This is a genomic window from Commensalibacter nepenthis (assembly GCF_029953305.1).
GTDB classification, from domain to species: Bacteria; Pseudomonadota; Alphaproteobacteria; order Acetobacterales; family Acetobacteraceae; genus Commensalibacter; species Commensalibacter nepenthis.
Map to the genome: position 1 here is coordinate 471,940 of NZ_JASBAN010000001.1, position 23,024 is coordinate 494,963.

Sequence of the window (23,024 nt, forward strand, 5' to 3'; positions counted from 1 at the left end):
TTTAAATAAAAAAAGGACACATAAAATATGTCCCTCGTTTCATAACGGGTTCTAACCCCGAAATTATTTGATGATTACTCCAATAAAAAAGGCATCTTTTTACAGATGCCTTTTCCATAATTATCAGTTTAATCAACAGGTGATTAAAAGTCAGATAACGCAACACGTTTCCATTTATTGGTTCCAACACAAACGTAATGATAATTCACGTCATCTTTGAATTCACCTACGGTACATGGCGCAGAAGCAGAAGATGGCGTTGATAATGTTCCCACAAATTGCTGTCCAACAATTTTAGGCGCAGAGATTTTATTGGTTAACTCAGCTGTTTGACCATAATATCCATTAACACCGCGGATATTTGCACCGCCAGCAACATTACTTCCAACAAACAAATCACCCCTTGTATCTGCTTTTCCAGCGGCTTGATCTGCATCAGTATAATTCCCAGCATCTAATTTTAAGTAAACACCTTTCAATTCCTCACTATTTTGAAAAAATATTGATTTTCCAGTAGCTACTGATAAGCCCTGTTTCATCATTGGATAAATATCAAAGAATGACTCTCTTACCCCAAACCGAACCAAAGGTTTCTTATTTTCAATTGAAGCACCAGTAGTAGTATTATAAAAATCAAAGCCACCATAATCATTCGTTGGATCAATATTTGTAAATTCAGTATGGGCATTCCCTGGATAATACGTATTCCAAGTTTGCATCGATCCTTGTCCGTTGACTTTTTTCTGCGTTTGATTGTAACCCGCAGCTGAAGTTAAAATTGCTTTTCCAAATAATGCATTTCCATGTGCAGTGATCTGTTGTGCAAAATTAACAGAACCATCACCTTCTTGACATAATCCTTGGTTTGAATCATTTCCAAGCAAACAAACACCACCATAATGAGCCCCATTGTAATTAAAAACAATTGAACCCATACGGTCTCCATCAAACAACCCTTTTTTACGATCCCTCTTGCTATTATAATCCATCACTAGGCGTACACCATAATCACGCCAGTCATTATATTTAACCACTTCTCTATTAATAATGGTATTCATATGTATAATACTAGAATAATCACTAGGTGATAAACGACTGGCAAAAGAATTCATAATATGATTAGAACCAACGATAGGATCCTTACTATAACCATTTTTATCAATAACGTGTGGTGCACCATCTCCACCTATAAATGTACTAAATCCAGAAAATTCTAATCCATCACCAACGGTTTGCGCCACAAATGCCCGAGGCAATCCATCAGGACCGTTAACAAGGTAAGCATAACTATCTTCCGTTACTGCATTTGGATGACAATTTGGACGGCATTCAAAAGAAGTGGTCCATCCATGAAAGGTTAAACTGTGCGGTTTGGTCCAATTATGAGCGCGAAAATCGAATTCTTCTCTCTCATATTCATTTGCAATTGCTGTAGCATTGTCACCAATAACTCTGCTACCTTCGGCAACCATAAATTCATTTTCAGCAAAAATTTTATTTGAAACACCAATAAATACCATCGGAACTTTATATGTGGACAACTCATTATCCAAATAGTGCACATCTGGAATTAGATGATTAGCAGTAGCAACACCATTTCTTACAGCCCAATCATAAACATAAATATGATTTGCATCCCATGATTTGATATAACCCCAATATCTATTTGGCACTATTAAATTTGGGTAACTTTTCATATTTGGATCAATCACATTGGTTGCAATATACATCCCTTGATGAAGCTGCGACATTTGCTCATCAGTCATTGGAGAAGACAAAGTAACGACCCCCACACCAAAAGAAGAAGCCTGCGTAACTATTCGTGCTGGCGTATTATCATCATAATGATAAAAACCAACAGTGGCCATATCACCGTTAGTAATCGCACTTGCACCAACACGATAATCCAACCCAGAAACAGCAGCTTGACCGTCACCACTGCTCATTCCACCAGCCGATGAAAAAACACACAATGTACAGCCAGCATTATAATTTCCATAGGGTCGACCGTAAACAGAAAGAGATGTCGGAACAGTTTTCCCGTTTGTGTCATAATCACCACCAAACTGCACCGTTTCTTTTCCCAAAGTAAAAAAAGATTGATCATCTGGAACTAATTTTATCAATGGACGTTTAACGATTGTTCCATCGCTCGATTGATATTGGTCAACAATTTTTAATTGTGATGCCGTAATACCCAAAGGGGTAGTTATATCCCTAGTATTGATAGTTTGTGTATCATCAGCCTTAAGTGTTGTAATATTATCCTTCGCATGCCCACATGCCAACGATAGCATAAAACCAAAACAAGCCATCGTTATGCTTGTATTGATCTTCAACATTCCTCTTAAATTCATTTGTTATTTACCTTGTAAATATATTGTAATTATTAATAAAATTTTGTAATATTTTTATGAAAATAAAATAAAAAAAGTAATATATCACGATATATTACTTGTCCTATTCTTTATCTTATTTAATTGTTCTCTTAGTCTATGTTATAAAAATTAGCGCTATGCTCAATTGAACATTTCTAAAATTCATTGGTTTGATTAATACTTAATGCTTTTTGTATCTTGATATAATGAACGAACGCAGCACTGACGATTGCTAAGGAAGGTGTTAATGTAAACAAAGAAGCAAAAAGAATTAATATTGTTTGACCTGATGGGTTATTCACAGTTGGGGTCATAAAAAGATACCAATATGACAAACCCCAACCAATTGCACAGACAAGAACCAGTGTGATTAATGATGGTAATTTACTGACTTTCGCCATGTTAAGTTGCGATGATTTAAACGGAAACGTCAGCAATGCGATGGCTGCACCAAGAGCAATAATAAACCCCAGACCACCAATCATTCCCGCTTTAAATATAACAATTGAATCCATAAAAGATCCTTTATATAAATCAACCCACTTTTAATCACTATAATAAAGTTTTTTATTCAACACAATCTTCTTGTGTTGATATAACCAACAACCTATTTAAGACCCAATGCTTTTTTTAGCTGACCAAACTCACCGCTTAATGATGCCTTACGTTCTTCAATTTCATCTTATTTTTCACGATCATCGTCAAATCCTCGGATAATAATATAATCTATGAAATTTTTTCTATAAGGGCGTATCTAAATTGTAAATATCCCCCAATCAATAGGTGCCTCATAAAAAAATTTAGCCCCATCATGTAAAGTTTAAGGCATATTTTCATATCATCACTATATAATGGAAATAAAATATTGCTGTATTATGCAAATTGCTCTCTCGCTCAACTGTCATTAAATCTTATTTCAAATGCTTTGACCATTTTATATGATTTAATATTCTTGTTGCCATAAAATTCAATAGAGACAATCACTTCATAAACTTTATGTACAATTTTATGCTGAGCAGTATATCTTGTTTGGCTATATGAAAGCGTTCTTTCCCTAGAAGATTATATCAAGATATAAGGGGTTTGAGATGGAAATATTCTCTTGTTTAACCCATTCACAATGGATAATTTCTCACCGTTAATCGTTACCACTTTACATATAAATTTCGCAAAAAATTATGCAAATTCCTTATGATATAATCCTTTTTCTATTTCTGATTTATCATAATTTATCCCTTAATTCTTTATTTATCGAAGCAAACGCATATTGTAGCTTATATTGATACCGATGATCCCCTTTGGCATTATATTTCTTCGCCACGCTAGAAAAAGTCATTACGTCCCAGCCTGTGATATATTTTTTAATGATAGCTTTTTTATACTTTAATTGCATCCCAGGTTGTAAATGATGCTGATTTATTGCTGGATTTAACTGCTTAATAATTCCAATCGTTGTATGATGTGACGAGGCAATTTTATTTAAATTATCTCCTGCTTTCACATTTAAACGATATTCAGTATCCTCATTAATAACTGTTCTATACCCATATTTAGCATGACGCATTAACAAATACGCAATTCCTGCTTGAATATTCAACTGGGGATTATGTCGAATTTTCTCTTTGTTATTAAAAGTTAAATTCGGTTTATATTCAGGGGGAATAATCAGTTCAGCACCTTCACTTTGAATATGTATTTTACCATTTTTTAACCGAGTTTTCTTTAAATGTAATACCGCTTTTAATCCAGCATCACCCCTATTCCCAATTTGCATCGGACGTAAACGCCACGCAGAATTTTTATGCCCGCTTTCTATCCATATAATTGCTTTGACCATGCGCCAATCTAAATCATGATAATTTGACGCTGGGTATTTGTTTTTAAGATAGCGATTAAATGTATCCACGATTTGACGAATATCAGAATCATACTGATTTCTCATTTCATTTGTTTGACTGAAATTATCTGAACAATAACTATGACATGCAGCGGGCATGCCATCATAAGACATGTCCAGCCTCTTTTATATTTTAAACTGTAAAAGATTTATCAACAGAGCAATAAAAAAGGTCTTTATTGACCTGAATATCAAGCCTAAAGACCTTGCTCTTAATAGATGATTTTATAAAATAAACACAATAAAACCATTCTGAAGATAATATACCATCTTTAATCAAAAGACGCAAGTGTATAAATCATAATCTTTGAAATTAATGACGATCTTAAGGAACAGGTTTACTTGCATATACGACTCTTAGGCACTGCCCTGACAAATTCCTACTTCATAATGATACTCAAAATATGTGGTTACACTATAACAATCTATATGTAGGAATTAATTTTCTAATTTCCTGCAAAAGAGCCACGGTAAGTAGTGGTATGCTACTTTTTTGTTTTGCATGAGGCTTTTGTGACTTGGCAAAAAATTTTGTTTGTTTTGCAAAGGGCTTATGTGATTTCGCATGAGTTTTTTTGCTCTTAACATGTGGATGAGTAGGTATGTTACTCTCCTAATCAGCGATGCCAACACCCATCACAATTTCTTTGGCACTATTTGCACAAACACCAAATTCTGAATGATATTCAAAATAAGCAACTACCGAACATAAATCTTCATCTTGATCTTCAGCATCGATGATAATTCTTTAATTTCAATATCTTCACTATATAATATATAAATTTTTTTATATTTTTATTTTTCTTAACTTTTACTCAACATAATCTTCAAGCACCGCATCATCATCTTCTGGTTTATCGAGTTGTGCGACCACGGCGACTTTGCACCAATCAGAATTCTCCCATGCTTCCAAGCGTTGTACGACCAGCCAACGCCTGCCATAAAACTCCAATAAATCCCCACCCGCACCACGAACACGATCAATGCCAAAAGCCTGACCATTAACATACACAACTTTGCGCTCGCCTTGTTGGTTTAAAAAATGAGAATGCGTTAATTTATCCCCTGGCACAGACTGAATTTGCAACTCTACTTGAATGGGGTCTTCGTAAATCGGCTTTTGCTGAGTTCCTTCTAACTCATATCCTTTGGATCGATACAAAGACCCCATAATGTTGGGATTCACAACCCCAATCATTCCCCTAACCAAGTCATGGATTTTCATGATTATTTCCCTTTTACTTTATGTATCGTGACATCTTATTGAAAAACCCCTCCTCGTTTTTTAAACAATATGCAGGGCTATAAATCTCGAATAATCGAAATTTATAAGCCCTTTATGTATTCATTAAATTTCAGAAAAAATTATTTAATTAATTGATCTGAATCACTATACGAATAAGTCATTTTTCCTGTTTGAATATTCAAATTTGCTTTGACAATCGGAACAATTACACCCGACTGTTGATAATAATCTTTTTGATAATAACGAGCGTCATTCAAACCACTTTGACCTTGATCGTTCACCATATAAAAGAATGTTTGAATAGGCAATTTTGCAGGTTCTGCAACTAAGTTATTAGCTGTTAAAGGTGCTACATTAATCAATATTTCATTATAACTGTAACTACCTCTGATATCTTGCAATAATTTTTGAGCATTTAATGCTTGGTTAAATGCATTGGCGGTATCGGTTCTGTTACTTGACAGATCAAACCCACATTGATGACGTAACCTATCAGAGCTATTATCCGCAATAGATGTAAAATGATTAATCCATGATGCCGCTGTATTAATTCCCTGATCCTGACATGCTTTACTGACTGTTGGATAAGTATAATGCTCACCACATCGATATACCCTTCCATCAGTCCAACCATCTACTGGAAAAATACATCTAGCCTCATCCCCCACTTTCCCTTTGGGAACAATCATCGAGGGATAATAAATCAATCCCAATGTTTTATTTTGAAAAGCTTTGTCAATTGGAATATCCCGTCTAATATACATAAAAGGAATACCTTTTTTTATATAAGATTGATAACTGGGATCCCACACATGATAACTTGTAGATGGACTGGTAAATCGAATTAAATTCCCTGAACATAAATATCCAGGCTTATCGCTTGATCCGCAATTCTTAACGATTTTATTATAATTAGCTATTAAATCTTGGGCAACATTAGCATCTGCTTTATTTGCAAATCCTGCTGCAGACACGACAACAGTCATTAATGAAATTACATGAATAAATTTCATATTATGCTATCCTTTGATTTTTTAATGAAAATTTTTATATATTAACAATTATTTGTTAACATTTTGATCAGCAATATTATAACTGTAAAGAACTTTACCGAATGTACTATCTTGATGAACTTTTACAATCGGAATAATAATATGGTTATTTAGATCATAATATCTTTTTTGGAAAAAACGTGCATCCTCTAACCCAGAATTTCCTTTTGTATCTGTTGTATAGAAAAATGCTTGTATCGGAAGATTTTGTGCATTCCTTATATGACCATTACTGTCCGCTGGCCATAATTTCATAATTATCTCATTATAATACATAAAAGTATCACCATTGATTACACCCTCAGATACCGCTAGATCACGACCTTTTAACATCTCATTGAACATATCTGCTCTATTGGCTGTACCTTGTTCAATGTTAAAGCCACATTGATGAATACCTCGTGTCCAACTTGTCCCATCTGATGCTTTTGGAACAGAAATAAAATGTTGATACCAGCCTTGTGCAGTATAAATTCCTTGTTCTTGACAACTACGGCTTGCATTGCCATGTGTATTACTATCTAGGGTATTAACCCCACAGCCTTTGACCCGTTCATTGGTATCTGCATCTACTGGAAATGCACATGTAAATTCAGCTTGTAATTTAGTTTGTGGTCTAATAAGTGGAGGATAATAAATAACTCCAAAATATTGACCATTAAATTCAAGACGGCTTTTTACATCCCGACGTATATACATAAAAGAAACACCATTCTCATTTTGATATGAGGTTGAGGGTGCTTCCCATGGTAAATAACTATGATTATTCGTTGTAAACCGAACAAGATTCCCTGAACATAAATAAGCAGGTTGATCGCTTGATCCGCAATTTTTTACAATCTTATTATAATTAGCTGTTAAATCTTGCGCAATATTAGCATCTGCTGAACTAGAGAACCCCACTACGCTAATTGCAGACACAATAACAGCCATCAATGAAATTTCATGAAGGAATTTCATGGCGTGTTTATCCTTAAATTTTAAATGAAATTTGAAAAAAATATTTTTAAAAAGAAAATATTTACTAGGTTATAATCCTAGTTATTTTGAATTAGATATTAATTATCCCAACTCAAATTGATTTACATTAATATCTTTGACTGACATACCTGCCAAAATAATTGTGTGATTTTCTAATTCAATAATAGCATTGCCGTTGACATCAATTGCTTTAACCAAAATCTCATTTAAACTATTTTGATCTAGACCATATTGATATAAACTAATTTTATTTTTTGCATTTAAATTAAAATTCAAAATCATGGTTTTTCCTCCAGTAACAGAGGATTTGACAAACATAAAACTATTACTTGAATTATTGCCTCCAGAAAAAACAGACATTCCTGTGCCTGCAGAAAAAACTGTATTTCCACTCCCTGAAAACATCCACAATGATGACAAAGCATCATTATTAGGATAAGCCCAAAGCGTTAAATTTGCTGTTGATTGAGAAGCATTGATCATACACCCCCCTTTATCTCCAACAACAAACCCGTTCTCACCAAAAGCATCAAGGGTTAAATTCAATCCATCACTCAGAAAGATTGATGCAGTACCATTGACTTCAGCATATGTTTTTCCAGTGCCGTTTAAAAAGCTTAAATCACGATCCGCATAGATTGTATTATTGCTTCCTTTAACAACCTGCAAGTTAGTATTAGAAACACCATGCACTGTTGCATTGGTTGAATTATTAATACTACTTTGTGCTACATTGTTTTTATCATAATTAATAAGGAATGCAGTATAATTATCCCCTCCTGAAATAGTACTACCCCCTAAAAGTTTATTAATACTATTACTCACGGGTGTATTTAAAGTAATTACACCTTGATTTTGATAATCATTGATTGTCATATTGACTCCAAATATTTGTGTTAATTAATCTTTACCATTCATTATAAAAACTAAACCCTTTGATAATGGTGGCCAACTTTCATGTGTTTTTAAAAATTTATTCCATAATGATCTGGTAATTCTGGTAAAACCAACATCCCCACAAGTTGTTTCTTTTTCTTTGATCGGCATGTCATTAATACCACGTAACAAAACCTTGTGTTTTCCCAAAGAAATAACAACACCATTTGGAAAACGACATCCAATCACAACATAGTTCTGATGATCTTCTTCAATGATCTGTCCAGAATTGTCATTATCAAAAATCCTGTTATGCAGTTCCGTTGTAATGACACGATCAACAGGTTCAAAACTATCGCTATTTCCTGTAATCTCTTGATCCTCATCTTCTTGAACATGACAATTTTTGGTTATATTTAGTGCTGAACGCAATAAACATTCTGTTTCATCGGACTGAATATCATCATCAATCGTATCTTCTACAGCAGCAGAAACTTTATCTGATGCTTTAAGCTTCTGAACTTTAACTGTTTTTTTTTCCGAAGCAGATTTGTTTTTTGTTGTTTTTACCTTAATATCAGCCATTACATGTTCCTTATGGAAAAATTCTTAGTCTTGGATCGGGAATAGGTCGGATATAGAATGTGCTGCGGTATTTTTTGCTGAGCGCCCAAAATTCTTGACCGTATCGGGTCTGGGACAACCATGGATCAATTTTTCCAATGGTACCTTTGGTATCAACTGACAAAGAAACACTGCCCTCTGAAACAGAGGAAACAGGTCCCATAAGTTGATCCCCATCGGCTGTTTTCTTTTGTAATAAAACCAAATGGGAAACCAATAGATTCAATAAAATACGACGCTCTCTTGCACAACAAACAACCCCTTTACTACTGGGATTGAAATACATTGCTGCGCGTTCAGCGATTTTCTGCACATTATGAGGTCGGAAAAAACTTTCAAGTTCTGGAAAACTTGCAGCCCATTCCGACCATTCAAAAACAACTTCCCGATCCGATACAACGGATCGTTCACTCATTAAATTTGTCCTGCTTTAACTTGTTCCAAAGTCTTAGGGAGTTTAGAAGGATCAATCCGTTCTAAACCGCTCTTTACTTCTGATTTTTCATCCGCTTCATCCAATAAACGTTTCTTTTTATCAGATGCAAAGATCAGTCCTTTTTTGACAGGTTCGAATTCTTGATAATCTTTGATCCATGCTTCCCAAAAATCACGAGGAACTTTGGTTAATCCGACACTGTTAGAAGGAGCCATAAAAAAAGGCGCTTCGATGCGCCCACTTTGCATTACCCCATTTAATCTTACACGCTGTTTACCAACGTCTAAATATATCCCGTGCGGTAACTTGCACGCGACCAAAATATCATCACTCATTCTTTATACCCCAATCATTTGTGCGACTAATACAGGACGTGTTAAAATGGTTCCCCAAGAGCCTTGGGTTAATTTTTCTTTCATCGAAGAGCTTTCACGAACCACACCATGGCTGCGTAATTTTTCAGAGAATGCACACGTAAATGTATCAATGCCTTGATAATTTTCGACGAATAATTGCACCAATTCCCCACCTTCCAATGAAAGTTGCGGTGCGCTCATTTGAACTAAATTAGGAAAGTTCTTTTTCAATAAATCAAGAACAGAAATGCCATACTCATTAGTTTTTAATAAATAAGCTTGGACATTATTAGAAACGACCAATTTCAATGGACTATCCATATCCACAGCGCTATCTAAACTGACCACACCTTTGGTTTGGCTTTGCAGCTCACGATATAGCTCTTGGATATCTTCGTAGATTTCCATTGCAGTAGCTTTTTCCCAAGTGGTTCCTGAAGCAGCTTTGGTTTTAGGTGCAATCGCTGGCAATAAATTAGGATCATTTAATGCGCCATAATTTTGTAAATTAGCCACGCCAAAGAAATAGCTTTGGTTTTGCCAATGGTTTAACAACAATGCTGCTGCTAACCGTTTACGTGAAGGCAAATCAATATTGGCAAGTCCTGCACGACCTACTTCACGATCACCCCATTCAGCAAAAGCTTGTACAAGGAATTGTTGACGTTGTGGAAAATTCGTATTCATACGACTATATCCAGCTTGATGAAAATCTCCATAAGCCGCAACATCACCAGCAGGTTCAACAACGGTAAACATCATTGTATCATGCAACCAATCACCCTTTTTTGCTTCGCCATAAATTTGTGCAGCTTTTAAAGGCGCAATCAATACATCAATTATCTGGGGATCAATATAGGTGGTAAATTGTGAAGGAATAGCATTATTACCAGCGGTAATTGGTGTAAATGCGCTATCACCTACTCTGGCATTGATATTATATTCGACAACATTTGGCAAATGAATACCAAATTCATTTGCTAAAATAGCTCTGTCACGAGCCCATGATTTTGTTTGAATAGACATTAAAATAATCCCTTAAATCCACGCTGAAATAGCAACCAAATCGCCACCTTTGGCGTTGGATACATATTTATATGTTGTGGCAATTCCTTTACCACCGACAACAACAGCACCTGTTGCACCGTCTACACTGACAACATCACCGCGTTTCACGGCATTGGCATCTGCTGGTAAAGCAACCAAAAATTCACCTTTTTCGTAAACAGTCACCATAAACCCTTCGGGAATATTTATGGATGCTTCTTCTAAATAGCGTGCTGGCACGCCTGTTAATTCACGACCAACAAAACCTGCTGGGCTGGCTGAACCGGTATTGACAACGGTCTGAGTTGCTTCATCAACCCAAACAAAAGACCCTGCTTGGACCCCATTAACACCTGCTTGAAAAAAACCGTTCCCTAGCAAAGATACTCTGATATTCGTTGAGGCAAAATCACCATGCCAACCTTTTGCTGGCTCTAAATTTACTTTATTTTGAAAAGACATTCTTAAATACTCCGTAACCGTGTTGCACCAAAACGTTGCAAATCACCTTTATGCATTCTTTTGCTATCGTTTGCTCTGCCATGAGATTTATGGGATAAAACCAAATCAACCGCATATTTCAATCCAGCATAACCCATGGATGCTGGTGGTGCTTCACCAGTAATTTCAACAAGAACACTGCGCAAGATTTCTTCACCTTCATCTTCACTGATCGCCCATTCACCCACCAAAGGTTTTACCAATTGACGTGCTTCTTGAGCTTGTTTTGCTTTGGCTTTTAATTTCTTTTCAATGGAACGTTCCAAAGAAGCTGCATCAAAAGCTTGAACGCGTTGTTTTGTTTTTTTCTTATCCAAACGATCACAATCAGAGACATCCAACTCTGATTCATCATCATCTTGTGCGGAAACAGTGTCGACGGGTTCTTCGTCACCAATATAGTCTTCACCTTCATCCATCACACGATTAACCGCAGCATCTATTTGATCGTCTTTGACACAATCGCAATCTGCTGCTGTCATGTTGTTTGATAAAATGGCTTGTAAGATTTTGCCAAGATTTTTACGTCTTGTACCACTGGCGGTTGCAACTGCATCTGCGACATCACTACGGCTTAGCGCAGTTTTACCGAGTAAATTTGCCAAGGCGGTTGTTAATTCCAGCCCTGTGTCATTAAGTTTTGGCATTGTGTTATTCAACCTTTCATCTGAAACTCTAACATCTGGACCTGCCCGTCCTTCTGCCACTAATGCGACGTGATCGACATAAATTTCTGTCATAATCCCGTCATAAGATTCCCCTTCAAATTCACCCTTATCCATAATCGGGGTAAACGCATAAGACGCTGATAATTCAGCCTGCGTATTATTCTTAATCGCCTCGATATAATCCCCATCCCAAATCGTGATAGAAGATTGAATATAGGGATAAGAAAAAGCAGGTTCAGAACCCGTCGTTCCAATAACTTTGGAGTTATCCAAACGATTAGCATCCGCTGCTTTATGAACATAAAGAATGGGTCGTTCTTTAAAAGATCCCACCGCTTTTTCCAAAGCATCAGGTGAGCGTAAAAAACGATATTTTTTATTGGGATCAAGCCCATATTGCTTATGATTGTTGATTTCAACACCATAATATTCACAGACATTTGCTTTGGTTAAATTCGTGTTATGTACACGCAAATGCCCGTTCCAGTCTTCGAAACGCATAGACTGCGCATCAAAAACCACCGTTCTGTTTTTTAATGTCATGAAATTATAATATATTCCTAAGTTTATTAATAAATAGGATCGATAAATCATAAGAAATAAATGATATATCGATCTATAAATTATTATTAGCTTGCTTGATTATATGCGTCTGTTTGATCCAGTTTATTGTAAATATATGTAACCAACCCAATTGTTGCATCGAGGTCTAATTTAACAATAAAAACATCAAAGCCAACAGTATCATGATAATCTTGGTACCCACGCGCTTCAACCAAAGCTGTTTCATTCATATAGAAAAATACTTCTATCGGTAACGTTTTAGGGTTTTCAATTTGAAAGGCATTATTATAAACAGGAATACTTAAAACCAATTCATTATAACTTGCACTGCCTCAAGCTTCTTGCAAGGGTTTCTGACCCCCCATAGCTGCTTTAAAAATACTCTCTTGATTGGTTACAGTGCTTACTAAACTAAATACACATTAATGAAAAAATCTATTTCCACCAGGAATGGTACGATCCGAAAAGCATTTATACCAACTATCTGCTGTTGTAATTCCTTGTAATTGACATTGCGTGCTGGCAGGAAAATAATTTACAAATAACCCACAACGACCATATGGACGACCATCTGTCATCCCACCATACTCTATTGACTTAGAACTAGGATCCCATACATGGTAATTTGGGCAATAAGATTCTTGACGAAATCAAATACCAAAATAAAATATCAGAACATTTATATGCTGGTGTATTAACATCACCACAATCGCTTACAATTTTATTATAATTTGCATTCAAATCATCAACAATGTTCGCCAATACTGTTTGGATGCCCCAAACTAAAAATAGCCTCCATTAGGATACGTCTAAGATCATCTTTTTATTCATCGAAGCTCTAAAAATTTTTATGACTAATAATCTCTTTCACTTTTTTTGCATCTACTGCACCAATGTTTGCATAATCAGTAAGAAGCTTGGCTGTATTAACATCGACTTGTGATTGTTGGACTTCGTCCAATTGCCATAAAGAGTTAAATTCAAAAGTAAGATTGGGATCAATAATGCCAAATAAATGGAGCTGGACGATATTTAGAATTGTTTGAATGGGCTGGCGTAGAACGGATTGTTGTAATGCTGAAATTTTATCATAAAAACAGCGTATTTCTCCATCAGAAGAAGCATTCAACCCCGAAGGTGTAATCCCCAATAATTTAACCAAAGGAATACCAGAGATAGAGGCTAAATGTTCTTGAGATTGGGCTTGTAATTTATCCAACCCTGTTAAAGGGGTGGCGATATTTGCCAAATCTTCGCTATCTTTATCAACAATTTGCAGACCACGATTATCCCGATATGCTGCCATTAATTCTGCACGTTTGCTTAATTCTTCACAGCCTGGGCTTAATAATTGTGATAAATCGGTCTTTAACACCATGGTTGAAAAAGATTTAATCAAATCCGATACAGATTGGCGCGTGCGTAACCAATTATCCACATAAGGTTTGCACATAAATGCCAATGGCACCCCCCCAAAGTTATAGGCTGGTTTTAAAATATCTGGCACGGGTTGGGAAATCATTGAAATCATTCGAGACGCGTGGATTTGCTGTCCCAAAATCCACCATAATGACGGTTTATAGAAATCGTCACTAAACGGATCAATCGCATCATAATTCACAGGCGTAACCCACGTAGGATCAACGAGTTTAAATCCCTTTAACTCTCCTTTTTTTATTTTCTTGGGGGTTAAAAAGAGCGGGCTCATTTTCTCTTCTGGATCATGTTGCGCTGTTTGTAAATCGATATATAAAAAAGATTGTCCAAAATACCCTTCGGTGCAAAGTGATTTTCGCAACAATCCTTGAATATCCAATCTTTTGAATTCAGCATTGATCTGAGCAATTTTATCATCATAATTAACGATTTTTTCTTGACTCTTGATTGTAATCCATTGCCGTGTTGCTTCTTCTGCTCTGGTTTCCACGACCATACGATATTCACCACGTAAAGAAAGCTGTGCTAAATAAGGATACCCTGGAAATCCAATCCCTTCTTCAAATAAAGTTGTCATTGGATCGTTGGTTACATTAAAATTACGGAATTGATCTGTAAAAAGACTGTCACTGACCAGCGAATAATCGTCTTCATCGCTTCCACCCACAATCCCATCTGGCGCATCGTAAGGTGCAAAAAGATCGTGTTTATTAATCGGATTATTTTTTCTGGTCTCAGAAATATAAATTTCTCTTAATTTAGTTTTTTTTACCATTACTTCTTTTCTCGACTATTTAAAAAAATCACAAGGAACAAATACAAGCATTTTTACATTCACCCAGCTATTTTGAAATGCGTAATAAATTTGCCAAAGACGGCATCTTTGGTAAGCCTTTTTTAATGGCTATAAATGCAAAAGCGCCCGATGCTGCATCGACCTGATCGTCATGACCGCCTTTTGGAAAACAGCTTAACTCTTCTAAAAAAGCTCTATTCCAAGGGGCGCGGATTAATGCAATATTTCCTATATTGATTTGTGCTGCGAAAGGCTCTGCTCGGGTTGCTTTATCCCCTGTTTCTCTTACTGACTGAATTTTATACCCAGCCAATAATTTCGTGTAATATTGCACCTGAGCAACCCCTGCTTGACCAGGGTCTTGAGGCAACACAATATGCACGTCATATCCATCCTGGCTGGCCACAGCCATCACAGTTTTCTCTACCTCATCAGGGCGACCACGAAACCTTACAACATCAAGGATCGTATATCCATCATCCTCATTTCGTTGCATTTTAACCCCCACCGTCCAATCGGGGTTATAGCTTCCTGTTGCTTTACTGGCGGCAAAATCCCACCGTCTAACTACCTTAAGCGCTTTGGGCGCTGCATCAATAATAGGAACCCGTTGTATTTTGAAAAATGAACCTGTTGATACCGTTGGTACCCCTTGATACAAAGCCATCCAATCTCGTTCGCCAACAGCTTTTTCGATTTGAGTTAATTCTTTGTCACCAAAAACTTGCCCCCATAAAGGTGCATTCACAGACCGACCTAAAAGATCATTATCCATTGCCCTAGCTGGTAAATGCAAAACATCCCAAGCCTCGCCCGTACCATTTTCCATTTCATTTAGTAACCGCCCCGCAAGGTCATCCACATGCCAACGTGTTAAAACCAGAATAATCGCACCACCTGGCATAATCCTTGTTCGTAAAACGGATTTATACCAATCCCAGACATTCTCTCTGATAACTTCACTTTCTGCATCTTGACGGTCTTTGATTGGGTCATCAATAATCGCAAGATCACCACCATAACCCGTCATCGCCCCACCAACCCCAGCTGAAAGAAAAATACCACGCTGATTGGTTTCCCATAAATCCTTTGCTTTGCTGTCCGAAGACAAAGCAACCGTTGGAAAAATGTTTTTAAATAAAGAGGAACTAACAATATTACGCACATCCCTACCAAAACTATCTGACAATTTTGCAGAATAGCTGGCAAGAATCAGTTGTTTGGTTGGATTACGTCCCAAAAACCATGCAGGAAAGCGTTTAGACGTTAATTCACTTTTCCCATGCCTTGGGGGCATAAAAACCATTAACCGTGTGATTTTTCCTTGTTCCACCGCTTCCAGTTTCTGACATAAAAGACGATGGTGAGAACCAACACAATAATCTTGTTTTGTATAAGTGGTAAAATCAATCAAATGCGTTCGGGCTAATTGCCGTTTTGCGAGCTCACGACGGGCTGCCTGCCTTGCTTGCGCCGATAAAGATTTGCAGCTCTTCATCACTCATCTCCTCTGGACGCTTTAAATTAGTTACTTCTAGTTTTGACTCTGTTAATTTTGCGTGAAGATACGGTGCAACTTTATATGCCACATTCAACGCCAAATCATAATTTTCCTCTTCAAGGCTTTTATTCATGATAAAAATCATGACTTCTAAAGGTGTTTTTTGTGTTTTGGAAATAGATTTTCTTAATATTTTCTTGGTTGGTTCTTTAGATATTCCTTTATCAATCATTACATTCAACCTGTGATTTTAATTACTAATAGTATTATTTCGACCTTGATTTAAAATATTACTAGAATTGGAAGCATATGCGTTTCCAAAAACCTTCCAGCCTCTAGTATCTTGATCCAACGTAATGCCGACTGCATATTTTCTAATAATATTATTGCTAATAATATTTGTATCTAATCCTTGCGGTGATGCGCGATGCATCATAATTGCATATCCAGAACCATTACCTTCAAATTGATTGCCTGTAATAATATATCCATCAATATAAGCATTACATGCAATACCAAAAGTATTCATATACCTTGTAAAAACAAGATTATTACTGAATAAAAAACATGTTGTCCCCCCATCAAAAAGTACAGCACAGTAATAACAATCAAACTGAGAATTTGTGATACCAATTTGATAGCCATTATCAGGAACATACACTCCCGTTTGACAATTAGTAAAATTAGATTGTGAAATTGTTAAACCCTGAGTATCTATCTTATTTTCGACGCCGCGCATTAGGCGTAAAAAGATACAATCTGTAATATTCGTAACAATAGAATTAACTGTATTCGAATCATAGTGCTGTGAAAGAACTGAAACTCCAACGGAATAGTTAGAATTATTGTCGTTATTACCAATAAAATCACAATCCACGATATTATTAAAAGAAATTCCAATCATAGTTAAACAACTAACCCACCCAGCATTACCCGATGCTTGCCCGCCGTAACCAGTTATTGCCACTCCACGCATGGATAAATAACCACCAAAAATATTAGAACTATTATTGACTATATTAAGACAGGTACTCCTACTGTTACCTTTGGTTACCAAGCTCAAGTCATAGATATTATATCGGGAAGATCCATTACCAATATCTGTATGTGACAAACCAATACCCGCACCACTTCCCTGATCATTCCATAGAAGTCTAGTAACTCCTTTACCCTGCCCCCGAATTGTAATCGACTGGTTGACATTCGCAATTTTTCTTGAATTTAATTGAACTATTAAATAAATAAATGCCTGCCCCAAATTCAATAACTGCATTTGCCATAGCTATTTCAGCTACAATTTTATTCCATATAGCAGTACAATCGACTGCTCCGTTCGATATTGCTCCGTAATCATCGAAATAATATGTTTTCATTTTTTTCCTTTACATATTTTATAATAAAAAAGGCGAACATAATTCTTATTACATTCGCCATGAATTGATTCATTAAAGTTAATTTTGTTTTCTTAACAACTATTTCTATTTTAGTGTTTCATTCAATAACGGAAAATATACAACGATACACACTTGGCTTTAACCCAACAATTCTCGTAAATACTCTGGTAAATGCGCCCTCATCTCTATATCCAACATTATAAGCAATTTTATGAATTGGCATATGCGTGAATTGCAAGAATAATTGTGATTGATGAACACGGAAACGTTGTAAATATTCAGTCACATTGCAACCTGTTGCTTTAAAAAAACGCCTTTGCAACGTTCGTTTGGTTAATTTTGATACTTCGGATAGTTTTTTTAAAGTGATTTTGTCCCTAATTTTCGTCGTTGAAATCCATCGTTGAACTCTTAAAATATCATTATCCCCATGATAAAAAGACGGCTCAAAAATACTATAATGCCGTTGCTCTCTGGTCGAAGGTTGTATCAAACACATCTTAGCCGTTTCAGACATCACAACTGGACCTAGCAATCGTTTAATCAAACATAGACCCAAATCTGCCCAGCTCAAACCACCACTTGCGGTAATAATATCTATATCATCAATAAGTAGCTGATCAGTGTTGATATGAATTTGAGGAAAGGCTTTTTGTAAAGAATTTGCATATTTCCAATGTGTGGTAACAACTCTATTGGTTAACAATCCCGTTTCACCTAATAAAAAAGCCCCTGTGGAAACAGAGGCCAAAATTGTGCCCTTTTGGTGGTGACACTGCAAAAACTTAATATAGACATCATCCTTTGAAATAGAGGGTATCCCTTGTAAATCAGGCGGGATAATAATTGCAGAAAAATCCCTATTTGGGTGATAGAATTTTAAAAATGCAATATCCGTGTAATCAATTTTATCTTCTAAATCAATAATGCTTACCTTTAAATTAGGCAAACATTGTTCAGTGATTTTCTGAGCCGATTGATTGGCTATGGTAAATAGATCTTTTAATCCCAAAACGCTTGCTTCTTGTGCGCCAGGATAGCGTAAAATACCAATATGTATTGCTTGAAAATTTTTCATTTTTGCCGTCATGATTATATAAATGAGAATGATTACTTAAATAAATAGAGCCCATAAAATTGCTCTATTTTATTTTGCTGAAAATCAGAAAAATATGACATGAATTAATCATCAATTTTCCTGAATATAGACAGGTTTGATGAAAGAAACTGCAAACTAAATCTAAAAATTATATATAAGATCAGGAAGAAATTATTCACAAAACCTGCCATTCATATTTTTGTATATACATACAAAAAACTGGACAATAACCTTTAAACTATTGCTCAAATGACACCTATATGTTTCCATTAGTATAAAATATTTATTTAACACATACATATTCGAAATGACTTGATCAGTTTATATTTATTAAATTATATAACAAATGTACTATTTCAAATAAATCAATAGGATTACTTCATGATTCTCAACAAAATTACGGCATCACTCTTTCTAGGTGGCATAATATTAAGTATTCCAACGCATCTATTGGCGATTGAAACACAATCTGTTTTGCAAAAGAAAACCAACGAACCCTATACCTCTTATTTAAAAGAAAGCAATATGGTAAACAGTATTGCTTTGCTTCCACCACCCCCAAAAGAAAATAGTGCGGCTTTTATCGCCGACCAAGAGGCGTATAAACAAGCATCAACACTTGCTCATACACCCAGATGGGCTGTGGCCCAATCAGATGCAGACCTTAGCGATCATAACATTGGCAAACCATTCTCAAACGTTCTAGGCGTGTCAATTTCCAAGGAAAATACACCAGCCACTTATCATTTAATGCGTAACATAATGGTTGATAGTGGCTTTTTAGGAACCGAAAAAGCCAAAAAATACTATAAACGCATCAGACCTTATGTGTATTATCACGCGCAAACATGCTCACCACAAGATGATAACATCCTAAAACATAATGGTTCTTATCCTTCTGGTCACACTGCTATCGGTTGGGCAACCGCTTTGGTATTTGCAGAAATGTTTCCAGAAAAACAAGATCAAATTTTACGAAGAGGATATGATTTCGGACAAAGCCGAGTGATCTGTGGTGTTCACTGGCAAAGCGATGTTGATGCTGGGCGAATCATTGGTGCAGCCGTTGTCGCAAGGCTGCATGCCAACAAAGAATTTATGCAAGATTTTCAAAAATCAAAAAATGAACTTCTTGCAAAGATGAAATAACAAGAATAGCCCCATTATTAAAATTATAATGGGGCTATTTTCATAAAAATAGAGTATATACTTAACGATTAATCATCGCCATCAATAAGATTTTATTAAAATTTCTTTTGAAAAAAAACAATGTGTTTTATACTCACGCCTATAATAAAGACGCAATGAATACATTGTACAATAAATTTAACACAAGTTTGACAAGAGTGCAAGCCCTTTTAGATCATTTGGCAGAATATTTATCGACACAAGGCTTTAGAATAATTTTGATAACCACGCCCTTTTTGACAAATTTGAGGCATATCTTGTTAAATAATTTCCCAAGAATGGCTGTCATTTAATTGTAGAGTAAGTTCATAGCGCTTTTTTCTTGATGCTATTATCATCCAAGCCATCAATGGTCAAAATGACCTTTGCTTGTAAAGGGCATAATTGCGAAGTTTTACAATATATACGAGATTGTTATAAGGTAACAATCTGTTTGCCCTCTGCATCCCTATTGGGTAATTTATACTATAAAAAGCAATAATAACTTCCAAAAGTTTTTGTTCTGTTTTCCCTATATATAACGTTTTTCAGACGCGGAAAACGGTAAAAATAACGAAATAATACAAATTACTATACTCTTTTCAATCAGTGCGATACTATTTTTTCACTATAACAAACACGCTCAAAAAGTATCATTTTTAACCTTTTATGATAAAGTTTATTTCATAAACACATTTTCATATGCTTCTTCTAATAAAATAAAGGTTGAAAGCACCTGCCCCATCGTATAATGCAAATTTAACTTCATCGCTTGGGAAATGTCTTTTGTGCTCATATTTCCTAGCACGATCATATTTAAAATTTCCCTGTGATAACGCCCCATCTCGTTCCACAATTTAAAGAGTTTCTCATAGGCTTCATGTTGTGCTGCAGAAGGCTCCCAAGAAGACCCTCCCCCATCCCTCATAAAATTCATTTTAGCATATAAATCGCCCGTTTTACCCAAAGCCTTTTCACATAAAATAGCATATTTTTCAGCATAATCTTTTTGCTCTTGGGTAATGGATCCTCTGTTGAACATTTCATCATAAACGGCTTTACGGCGTAAACGCGTCGTCACTTTTTTGGGATTATCAGCATCAATCTTTTTCTCAACTTGATATTCACCCCGCAAATATGGAACAACCATCCCTTGCTTCTTAACAATTTTGGGGAACGTAACCCGTGGTTGCTTTTGGGTATAATTGGTCAATTTATTTCACTCCTCAACAATAAAACGCTTTAATTTTTTTAAAGTAATTTTTGCAATATTTTCATATTACGGGTAACTTTTTCCTGATGATTCATCAGAACATTTTCTACATTATGAGCAGACGGAAAGAATGGCGTTAACACTGCCAATTCTTTACAGGTTTCAGTATTAAAAAGAAGCAAAGGGACGGTTTTAAAAATCGAATGTAAAGATTTTACTTTCAGGTCAAAAACCTCTTTGCTTAGAGGATGAGCAACCGCAAAATTAATAATTTTGAAAAAATCAACAAACACCTTAAAATCAACCGCTGTCTGCGACAACAACTCTAATTGTGCTAAATATTCCTGGACACGTTTTTTTTCAAACAAAGAGGAAAGCGAATCTATTATCAACCCATTATAATCTTGCTCTTCGGGAGTTGGCACAACAGAAAGCCATTTGGGTAACGTTAACAAATGTTGCTTCACATAACCATCATTTATTTTTTCCGAGATCAAACACATAAAATATTCCTATATTCACGTATATCTTTAAAAAGTTGAGCATAACTCAAGATTCTTTTTTTTTTCATCAGTCAGCTTGGATGTTGTTTTGCGCCACTGATTTGCGATCCTGCACCATCGACGCCATGCGGCTGACCAATCCATTTTGATTGCTTCTTTTCCGACTTTTGCATGCCAATAATCGCGAAAATCCTCGGCTAATGTTTCTGGACACAGATCAAGATCAAACGCAAATTGACGACATTGTGCATCCGGATACCAATTTGATGGTAAACGTGAGCCCGAAGCTCCATAAAAATTTTCATCTTTACCCTTGATATCGCCCTTTGTAGGTTCCATATTAGATAAGATGTCTATATTTTGTATTTCATTCGTTATATTTTCATATAAGGAAGAAAAATTTATAACATTTTGTTCTCCTTGATTTTTGTCACGATAACCAGAAGATATTTTTTTATTTTTTAACTGGTTATCGTTTTTTTTATATCGAAGCTCAAAATCGTTATAGTTTGTATTTTGATTGCGTCTCTTTTGCTCTCTTACAATACGACGGCAATATAAAACACCCTCCTCAGTCACAGAGCACACATCATTATCAATCAGTTTTTGTAGTAAACGTTCTGTTCTGTCTTTGCGAATACCAACACGTTTGGCAATATCAACCGCAGTCATCGGACGACCATTAATAACTAAATAGCCAATTTGGTCACTTTTATGCATAATCGCAATTAAATTAATCCACAACCCTTGTGCTGCCAAATCACAGCTTTGTAAATTAATATCATTCAACCACGCATCCCAATAGAATTTTCCCCAACTATACTTAAAACCCATTTTTTCCATGGTGTTTACCTTTAACCACATTTTTATAGGCAATCATTGAATATTCAACATTCCCTCTTTAATTAAACTCGTTCACCCTTGATCTTTAATAATGGACTTCTAAATTCATTAATATCTATATAATAATAAATAATTGTCCATATACAAATAAACATATATTAAATAAACTATTGAATACTTATTGATTAGAATATAAAACTATATTCAACAATAAATTTATGTAAAAACAGAATTTTAATTATATGAGAAAATTTTAAAAAAATTAATTTCACTTTTAATATCTTTAAAATTAAGTTAATTTTTTAAAATACTCTCTTGAATATTTAGAAATACATAATAAATTCTTCATAAACCGATACCTCCTCTATTTGGTATAAATATCTTTAAATAAGTTTTATATTCCGATATAAAAACCTTTTAAAATATTTATAAAGATGAAATTATT

Annotated in this window: 24 protein-coding genes; 1 reads left to right on the forward strand and 23 read right to left on the reverse strand. The window is 35.4% G+C overall.

Annotated elements, in window-relative coordinates:
- Nucleotides 1–143 precede the first annotated feature (143 nt).
- The 20 genes from QJV33_RS02110 to QJV33_RS02205 form a co-directional block, all read right to left on the reverse strand.
- On the reverse strand, nt 144–2,357 hold the full coding sequence (locus QJV33_RS02110; RefSeq protein WP_281461765.1) for a hypothetical protein: 2,214 nt from the start codon (nt 2,355–2,357) through the stop codon (nt 144–146).
- A gap of 176 nt (nt 2,358–2,533) precedes the next feature.
- Nucleotides 2,534–2,893, reverse strand: a complete 360-nt coding sequence (locus QJV33_RS02115; RefSeq protein ID WP_281461766.1) for a hypothetical protein — start codon at nt 2,891–2,893, stop codon at nt 2,534–2,536.
- 707 nt (nt 2,894–3,600) lie between these two features.
- Nucleotides 3,601–4,389, reverse strand: a complete 789-nt coding sequence (locus QJV33_RS02120) for a LysM peptidoglycan-binding domain-containing protein (RefSeq protein ID WP_281461767.1) — start codon at nt 4,387–4,389, stop codon at nt 3,601–3,603.
- 697 nt (nt 4,390–5,086) lie between these two features.
- A complete protein-coding gene (locus QJV33_RS02125; protein WP_281461768.1) occupies nt 5,087–5,500 on the reverse strand; it encodes a hypothetical protein in 414 nt (137 codons plus the stop codon).
- A 140-nt stretch (nt 5,501–5,640) separates the two neighbouring features.
- Nucleotides 5,641–6,534: a hypothetical protein gene (locus QJV33_RS02130; protein WP_281461769.1), complete on the reverse strand. Its 894-nt coding sequence runs from the start codon at nt 6,532–6,534 to the stop codon at nt 5,641–5,643.
- 48 nt (nt 6,535–6,582) lie between these two features.
- A complete protein-coding gene (locus QJV33_RS02135; RefSeq protein ID WP_281461770.1) occupies nt 6,583–7,533 on the reverse strand; it encodes a hypothetical protein in 951 nt (316 codons plus the stop codon).
- A 102-nt stretch (nt 7,534–7,635) separates the two neighbouring features.
- Complete coding sequence (locus QJV33_RS02140) at nt 7,636–8,430, reverse strand: hypothetical protein (protein ID WP_281461771.1); 795 nt, start codon at nt 8,428–8,430, stop codon at nt 7,636–7,638.
- A gap of 24 nt (nt 8,431–8,454) precedes the next feature.
- Nucleotides 8,455–9,015 (reverse strand): hypothetical protein, encoded by a 561-nt coding sequence (locus QJV33_RS02145; RefSeq protein WP_281461772.1) that lies wholly within the window; start codon nt 9,013–9,015, stop codon nt 8,455–8,457.
- A gap of 10 nt (nt 9,016–9,025) precedes the next feature.
- Complete coding sequence (locus QJV33_RS02150; protein ID WP_281461773.1) at nt 9,026–9,469, reverse strand: DUF4054 domain-containing protein; 444 nt, start codon at nt 9,467–9,469, stop codon at nt 9,026–9,028.
- Nucleotides 9,469–9,825, reverse strand: coding sequence for a hypothetical protein (locus QJV33_RS02155; RefSeq protein ID WP_281461774.1), 357 nt, complete (start codon nt 9,823–9,825; stop codon nt 9,469–9,471). Before QJV33_RS02155 ends, QJV33_RS02150 begins: the two co-directional genes overlap by 1 nt.
- A gap of 3 nt (nt 9,826–9,828) precedes the next feature.
- Nucleotides 9,829–10,872 carry a major capsid family protein gene (locus QJV33_RS02160; RefSeq protein WP_281461775.1) on the reverse strand — a complete coding sequence of 348 codons (1,044 nt, stop codon included), beginning with the start codon at nt 10,870–10,872 and terminating at the stop codon, nt 9,829–9,831.
- 12 nt (nt 10,873–10,884) lie between these two features.
- Nucleotides 10,885–11,355: a structural cement protein Gp24 gene (locus tag QJV33_RS02165; protein ID WP_281461776.1), complete on the reverse strand. Its 471-nt coding sequence runs from the start codon at nt 11,353–11,355 to the stop codon at nt 10,885–10,887.
- Nucleotides 11,356–11,357: 2 nt separating this feature from the next.
- The gene (locus QJV33_RS02170; RefSeq protein WP_281461777.1) at nt 11,358–12,605 is read right to left on the reverse strand and encodes a DUF2213 domain-containing protein; all 1,248 of its coding nucleotides are present in this window, start codon (nt 12,603–12,605) and stop codon (nt 11,358–11,360) included.
- An 86-nt stretch (nt 12,606–12,691) separates the two neighbouring features.
- Nucleotides 12,692–12,937 (reverse strand): hypothetical protein, encoded by a 246-nt coding sequence (locus tag QJV33_RS02175; protein WP_281461778.1) that lies wholly within the window; start codon nt 12,935–12,937, stop codon nt 12,692–12,694.
- Nucleotides 12,938–13,048: 111 nt separating this feature from the next.
- Nucleotides 13,049–13,204 carry a hypothetical protein gene (locus tag QJV33_RS02180; RefSeq protein WP_281461779.1) on the reverse strand — a complete coding sequence of 52 codons (156 nt, stop codon included), beginning with the start codon at nt 13,202–13,204 and terminating at the stop codon, nt 13,049–13,051.
- Between the two features lie 260 nt (nt 13,205–13,464).
- Nucleotides 13,465–14,838 (reverse strand): DUF1073 domain-containing protein, encoded by a 1,374-nt coding sequence (locus QJV33_RS02185; protein WP_281461780.1) that lies wholly within the window; start codon nt 14,836–14,838, stop codon nt 13,465–13,467.
- Between the two features lie 67 nt (nt 14,839–14,905).
- Nucleotides 14,906–16,357 carry a phage terminase large subunit gene (terL, locus tag QJV33_RS02190; RefSeq protein WP_281461781.1) on the reverse strand — a complete coding sequence of 484 codons (1,452 nt, stop codon included), beginning with the start codon at nt 16,355–16,357 and terminating at the stop codon, nt 14,906–14,908.
- The gene (locus tag QJV33_RS02195) at nt 16,305–16,592 is read right to left on the reverse strand and encodes a hypothetical protein (RefSeq protein WP_281461782.1); all 288 of its coding nucleotides are present in this window, start codon (nt 16,590–16,592) and stop codon (nt 16,305–16,307) included. The genes terL and QJV33_RS02195 overlap by 53 nt, the downstream gene beginning before the upstream one ends.
- Nucleotides 16,593–16,610: 18 nt before the next feature.
- Nucleotides 16,611–17,633 carry a NosD domain-containing protein gene (locus QJV33_RS02200; protein ID WP_281461783.1) on the reverse strand — a complete coding sequence of 341 codons (1,023 nt, stop codon included), beginning with the start codon at nt 17,631–17,633 and terminating at the stop codon, nt 16,611–16,613.
- A 218-nt stretch (nt 17,634–17,851) separates the two neighbouring features.
- A complete protein-coding gene (locus QJV33_RS02205; protein WP_281461784.1) occupies nt 17,852–18,832 on the reverse strand; it encodes a GlxA family transcriptional regulator in 981 nt (326 codons plus the stop codon).
- A gap of 402 nt (nt 18,833–19,234) precedes the next feature.
- Here QJV33_RS02205 and QJV33_RS02210 point away from each other — a divergent pair, with 402 nt between their 5' ends.
- On the forward strand, nt 19,235–20,002 hold the full coding sequence (locus QJV33_RS02210) for an acid phosphatase (RefSeq protein WP_281461785.1): 768 nt from the start codon (nt 19,235–19,237) through the stop codon (nt 20,000–20,002).
- Between the two features lie 697 nt (nt 20,003–20,699).
- On the opposite strand, the gene QJV33_RS02215 is transcribed toward QJV33_RS02210, so the two are convergent.
- From QJV33_RS02215 to QJV33_RS02225, 3 genes are read right to left on the reverse strand one after another with little or no spacing between them, the layout of a single operon-like run.
- Nucleotides 20,700–21,233, reverse strand: a complete 534-nt coding sequence (locus QJV33_RS02215; RefSeq protein WP_281461786.1) for a hypothetical protein — start codon at nt 21,231–21,233, stop codon at nt 20,700–20,702.
- A gap of 38 nt (nt 21,234–21,271) precedes the next feature.
- The gene (locus QJV33_RS02220) at nt 21,272–21,736 is read right to left on the reverse strand and encodes a hypothetical protein (protein WP_281461787.1); all 465 of its coding nucleotides are present in this window, start codon (nt 21,734–21,736) and stop codon (nt 21,272–21,274) included.
- A 27-nt stretch (nt 21,737–21,763) separates the two neighbouring features.
- The gene (locus tag QJV33_RS02225; RefSeq protein WP_281461788.1) at nt 21,764–22,579 is read right to left on the reverse strand and encodes a hypothetical protein; all 816 of its coding nucleotides are present in this window, start codon (nt 22,577–22,579) and stop codon (nt 21,764–21,766) included.
- Between the last annotated feature and the right edge of the window lie 445 nt (nt 22,580–23,024).

What these genes read in the sequence shown, in the direction of transcription:
- QJV33_RS02110 (WP_281461765.1), bottom strand. Translation starts at nt 2,357, where the DNA reads ATGAATTTAAGAGGAATGTTGAAGATCAATACAAGCATAACGATGGCT.
- QJV33_RS02115 (WP_281461766.1), bottom strand. Translation starts at nt 2,893, where the DNA reads ATGGATTCAATTGTTATATTTAAAGCGGGAATGATTGGTGGTCTGGGG.
- QJV33_RS02120 (WP_281461767.1), bottom strand. Translation starts at nt 4,389, where the DNA reads ATGTCTTATGATGGCATGCCCGCTGCATGTCATAGTTATTGTTCAGAT.
- QJV33_RS02125 (WP_281461768.1), bottom strand. Translation starts at nt 5,500, where the DNA reads ATGAAAATCCATGACTTGGTTAGGGGAATGATTGGGGTTGTGAATCCC.
- QJV33_RS02130 (WP_281461769.1), bottom strand. Translation starts at nt 6,534, where the DNA reads ATGAAATTTATTCATGTAATTTCATTAATGACTGTTGTCGTGTCTGCA.
- QJV33_RS02135 (WP_281461770.1), bottom strand. Translation starts at nt 7,533, where the DNA reads ATGAAATTCCTTCATGAAATTTCATTGATGGCTGTTATTGTGTCTGCA.
- QJV33_RS02140 (WP_281461771.1), bottom strand. Translation starts at nt 8,430, where the DNA reads ATGACAATCAATGATTATCAAAATCAAGGTGTAATTACTTTAAATACA.
- QJV33_RS02145 (WP_281461772.1), bottom strand. Translation starts at nt 9,015, where the DNA reads ATGGCTGATATTAAGGTAAAAACAACAAAAAACAAATCTGCTTCGGAA.
- QJV33_RS02150 (WP_281461773.1), bottom strand. Translation starts at nt 9,469, where the DNA reads ATGAGTGAACGATCCGTTGTATCGGATCGGGAAGTTGTTTTTGAATGG.
- QJV33_RS02155 (WP_281461774.1), bottom strand. Translation starts at nt 9,825, where the DNA reads ATGAGTGATGATATTTTGGTCGCGTGCAAGTTACCGCACGGGATATAT.
- QJV33_RS02160 (WP_281461775.1), bottom strand. Translation starts at nt 10,872, where the DNA reads ATGTCTATTCAAACAAAATCATGGGCTCGTGACAGAGCTATTTTAGCA.
- QJV33_RS02165 (WP_281461776.1), bottom strand. Translation starts at nt 11,355, where the DNA reads ATGTCTTTTCAAAATAAAGTAAATTTAGAGCCAGCAAAAGGTTGGCAT.
- QJV33_RS02170 (WP_281461777.1), bottom strand. Translation starts at nt 12,605, where the DNA reads ATGACATTAAAAAACAGAACGGTGGTTTTTGATGCGCAGTCTATGCGT.
- QJV33_RS02180 (WP_281461779.1), bottom strand. Translation starts at nt 13,204, where the DNA reads ATGACAGATGGTCGTCCATATGGTCGTTGTGGGTTATTTGTAAATTAT.
- QJV33_RS02185 (WP_281461780.1), bottom strand. Translation starts at nt 14,838, where the DNA reads ATGGTAAAAAAAACTAAATTAAGAGAAATTTATATTTCTGAGACCAGA.
- terL (WP_281461781.1), bottom strand. Translation starts at nt 16,357, where the DNA reads ATGAAGAGCTGCAAATCTTTATCGGCGCAAGCAAGGCAGGCAGCCCGT.
- QJV33_RS02195 (WP_281461782.1), bottom strand. Translation starts at nt 16,592, where the DNA reads ATGATTGATAAAGGAATATCTAAAGAACCAACCAAGAAAATATTAAGA.
- QJV33_RS02200 (WP_281461783.1), bottom strand. Translation starts at nt 17,633, where the DNA reads ATGCAGTTATTGAATTTGGGGCAGGCATTTATTTATTTAATAGTTCAA.
- QJV33_RS02205 (WP_281461784.1), bottom strand. Translation starts at nt 18,832, where the DNA reads ATGAAAAATTTTCAAGCAATACATATTGGTATTTTACGCTATCCTGGC.
- QJV33_RS02210 (WP_281461785.1), top strand. Translation starts at nt 19,235, where the DNA reads ATGATTCTCAACAAAATTACGGCATCACTCTTTCTAGGTGGCATAATA.
- QJV33_RS02220 (WP_281461787.1), bottom strand. Translation starts at nt 21,736, where the DNA reads ATGTGTTTGATCTCGGAAAAAATAAATGATGGTTATGTGAAGCAACAT.
- QJV33_RS02225 (WP_281461788.1), bottom strand. Translation starts at nt 22,579, where the DNA reads ATGGAAAAAATGGGTTTTAAGTATAGTTGGGGAAAATTCTATTGGGAT.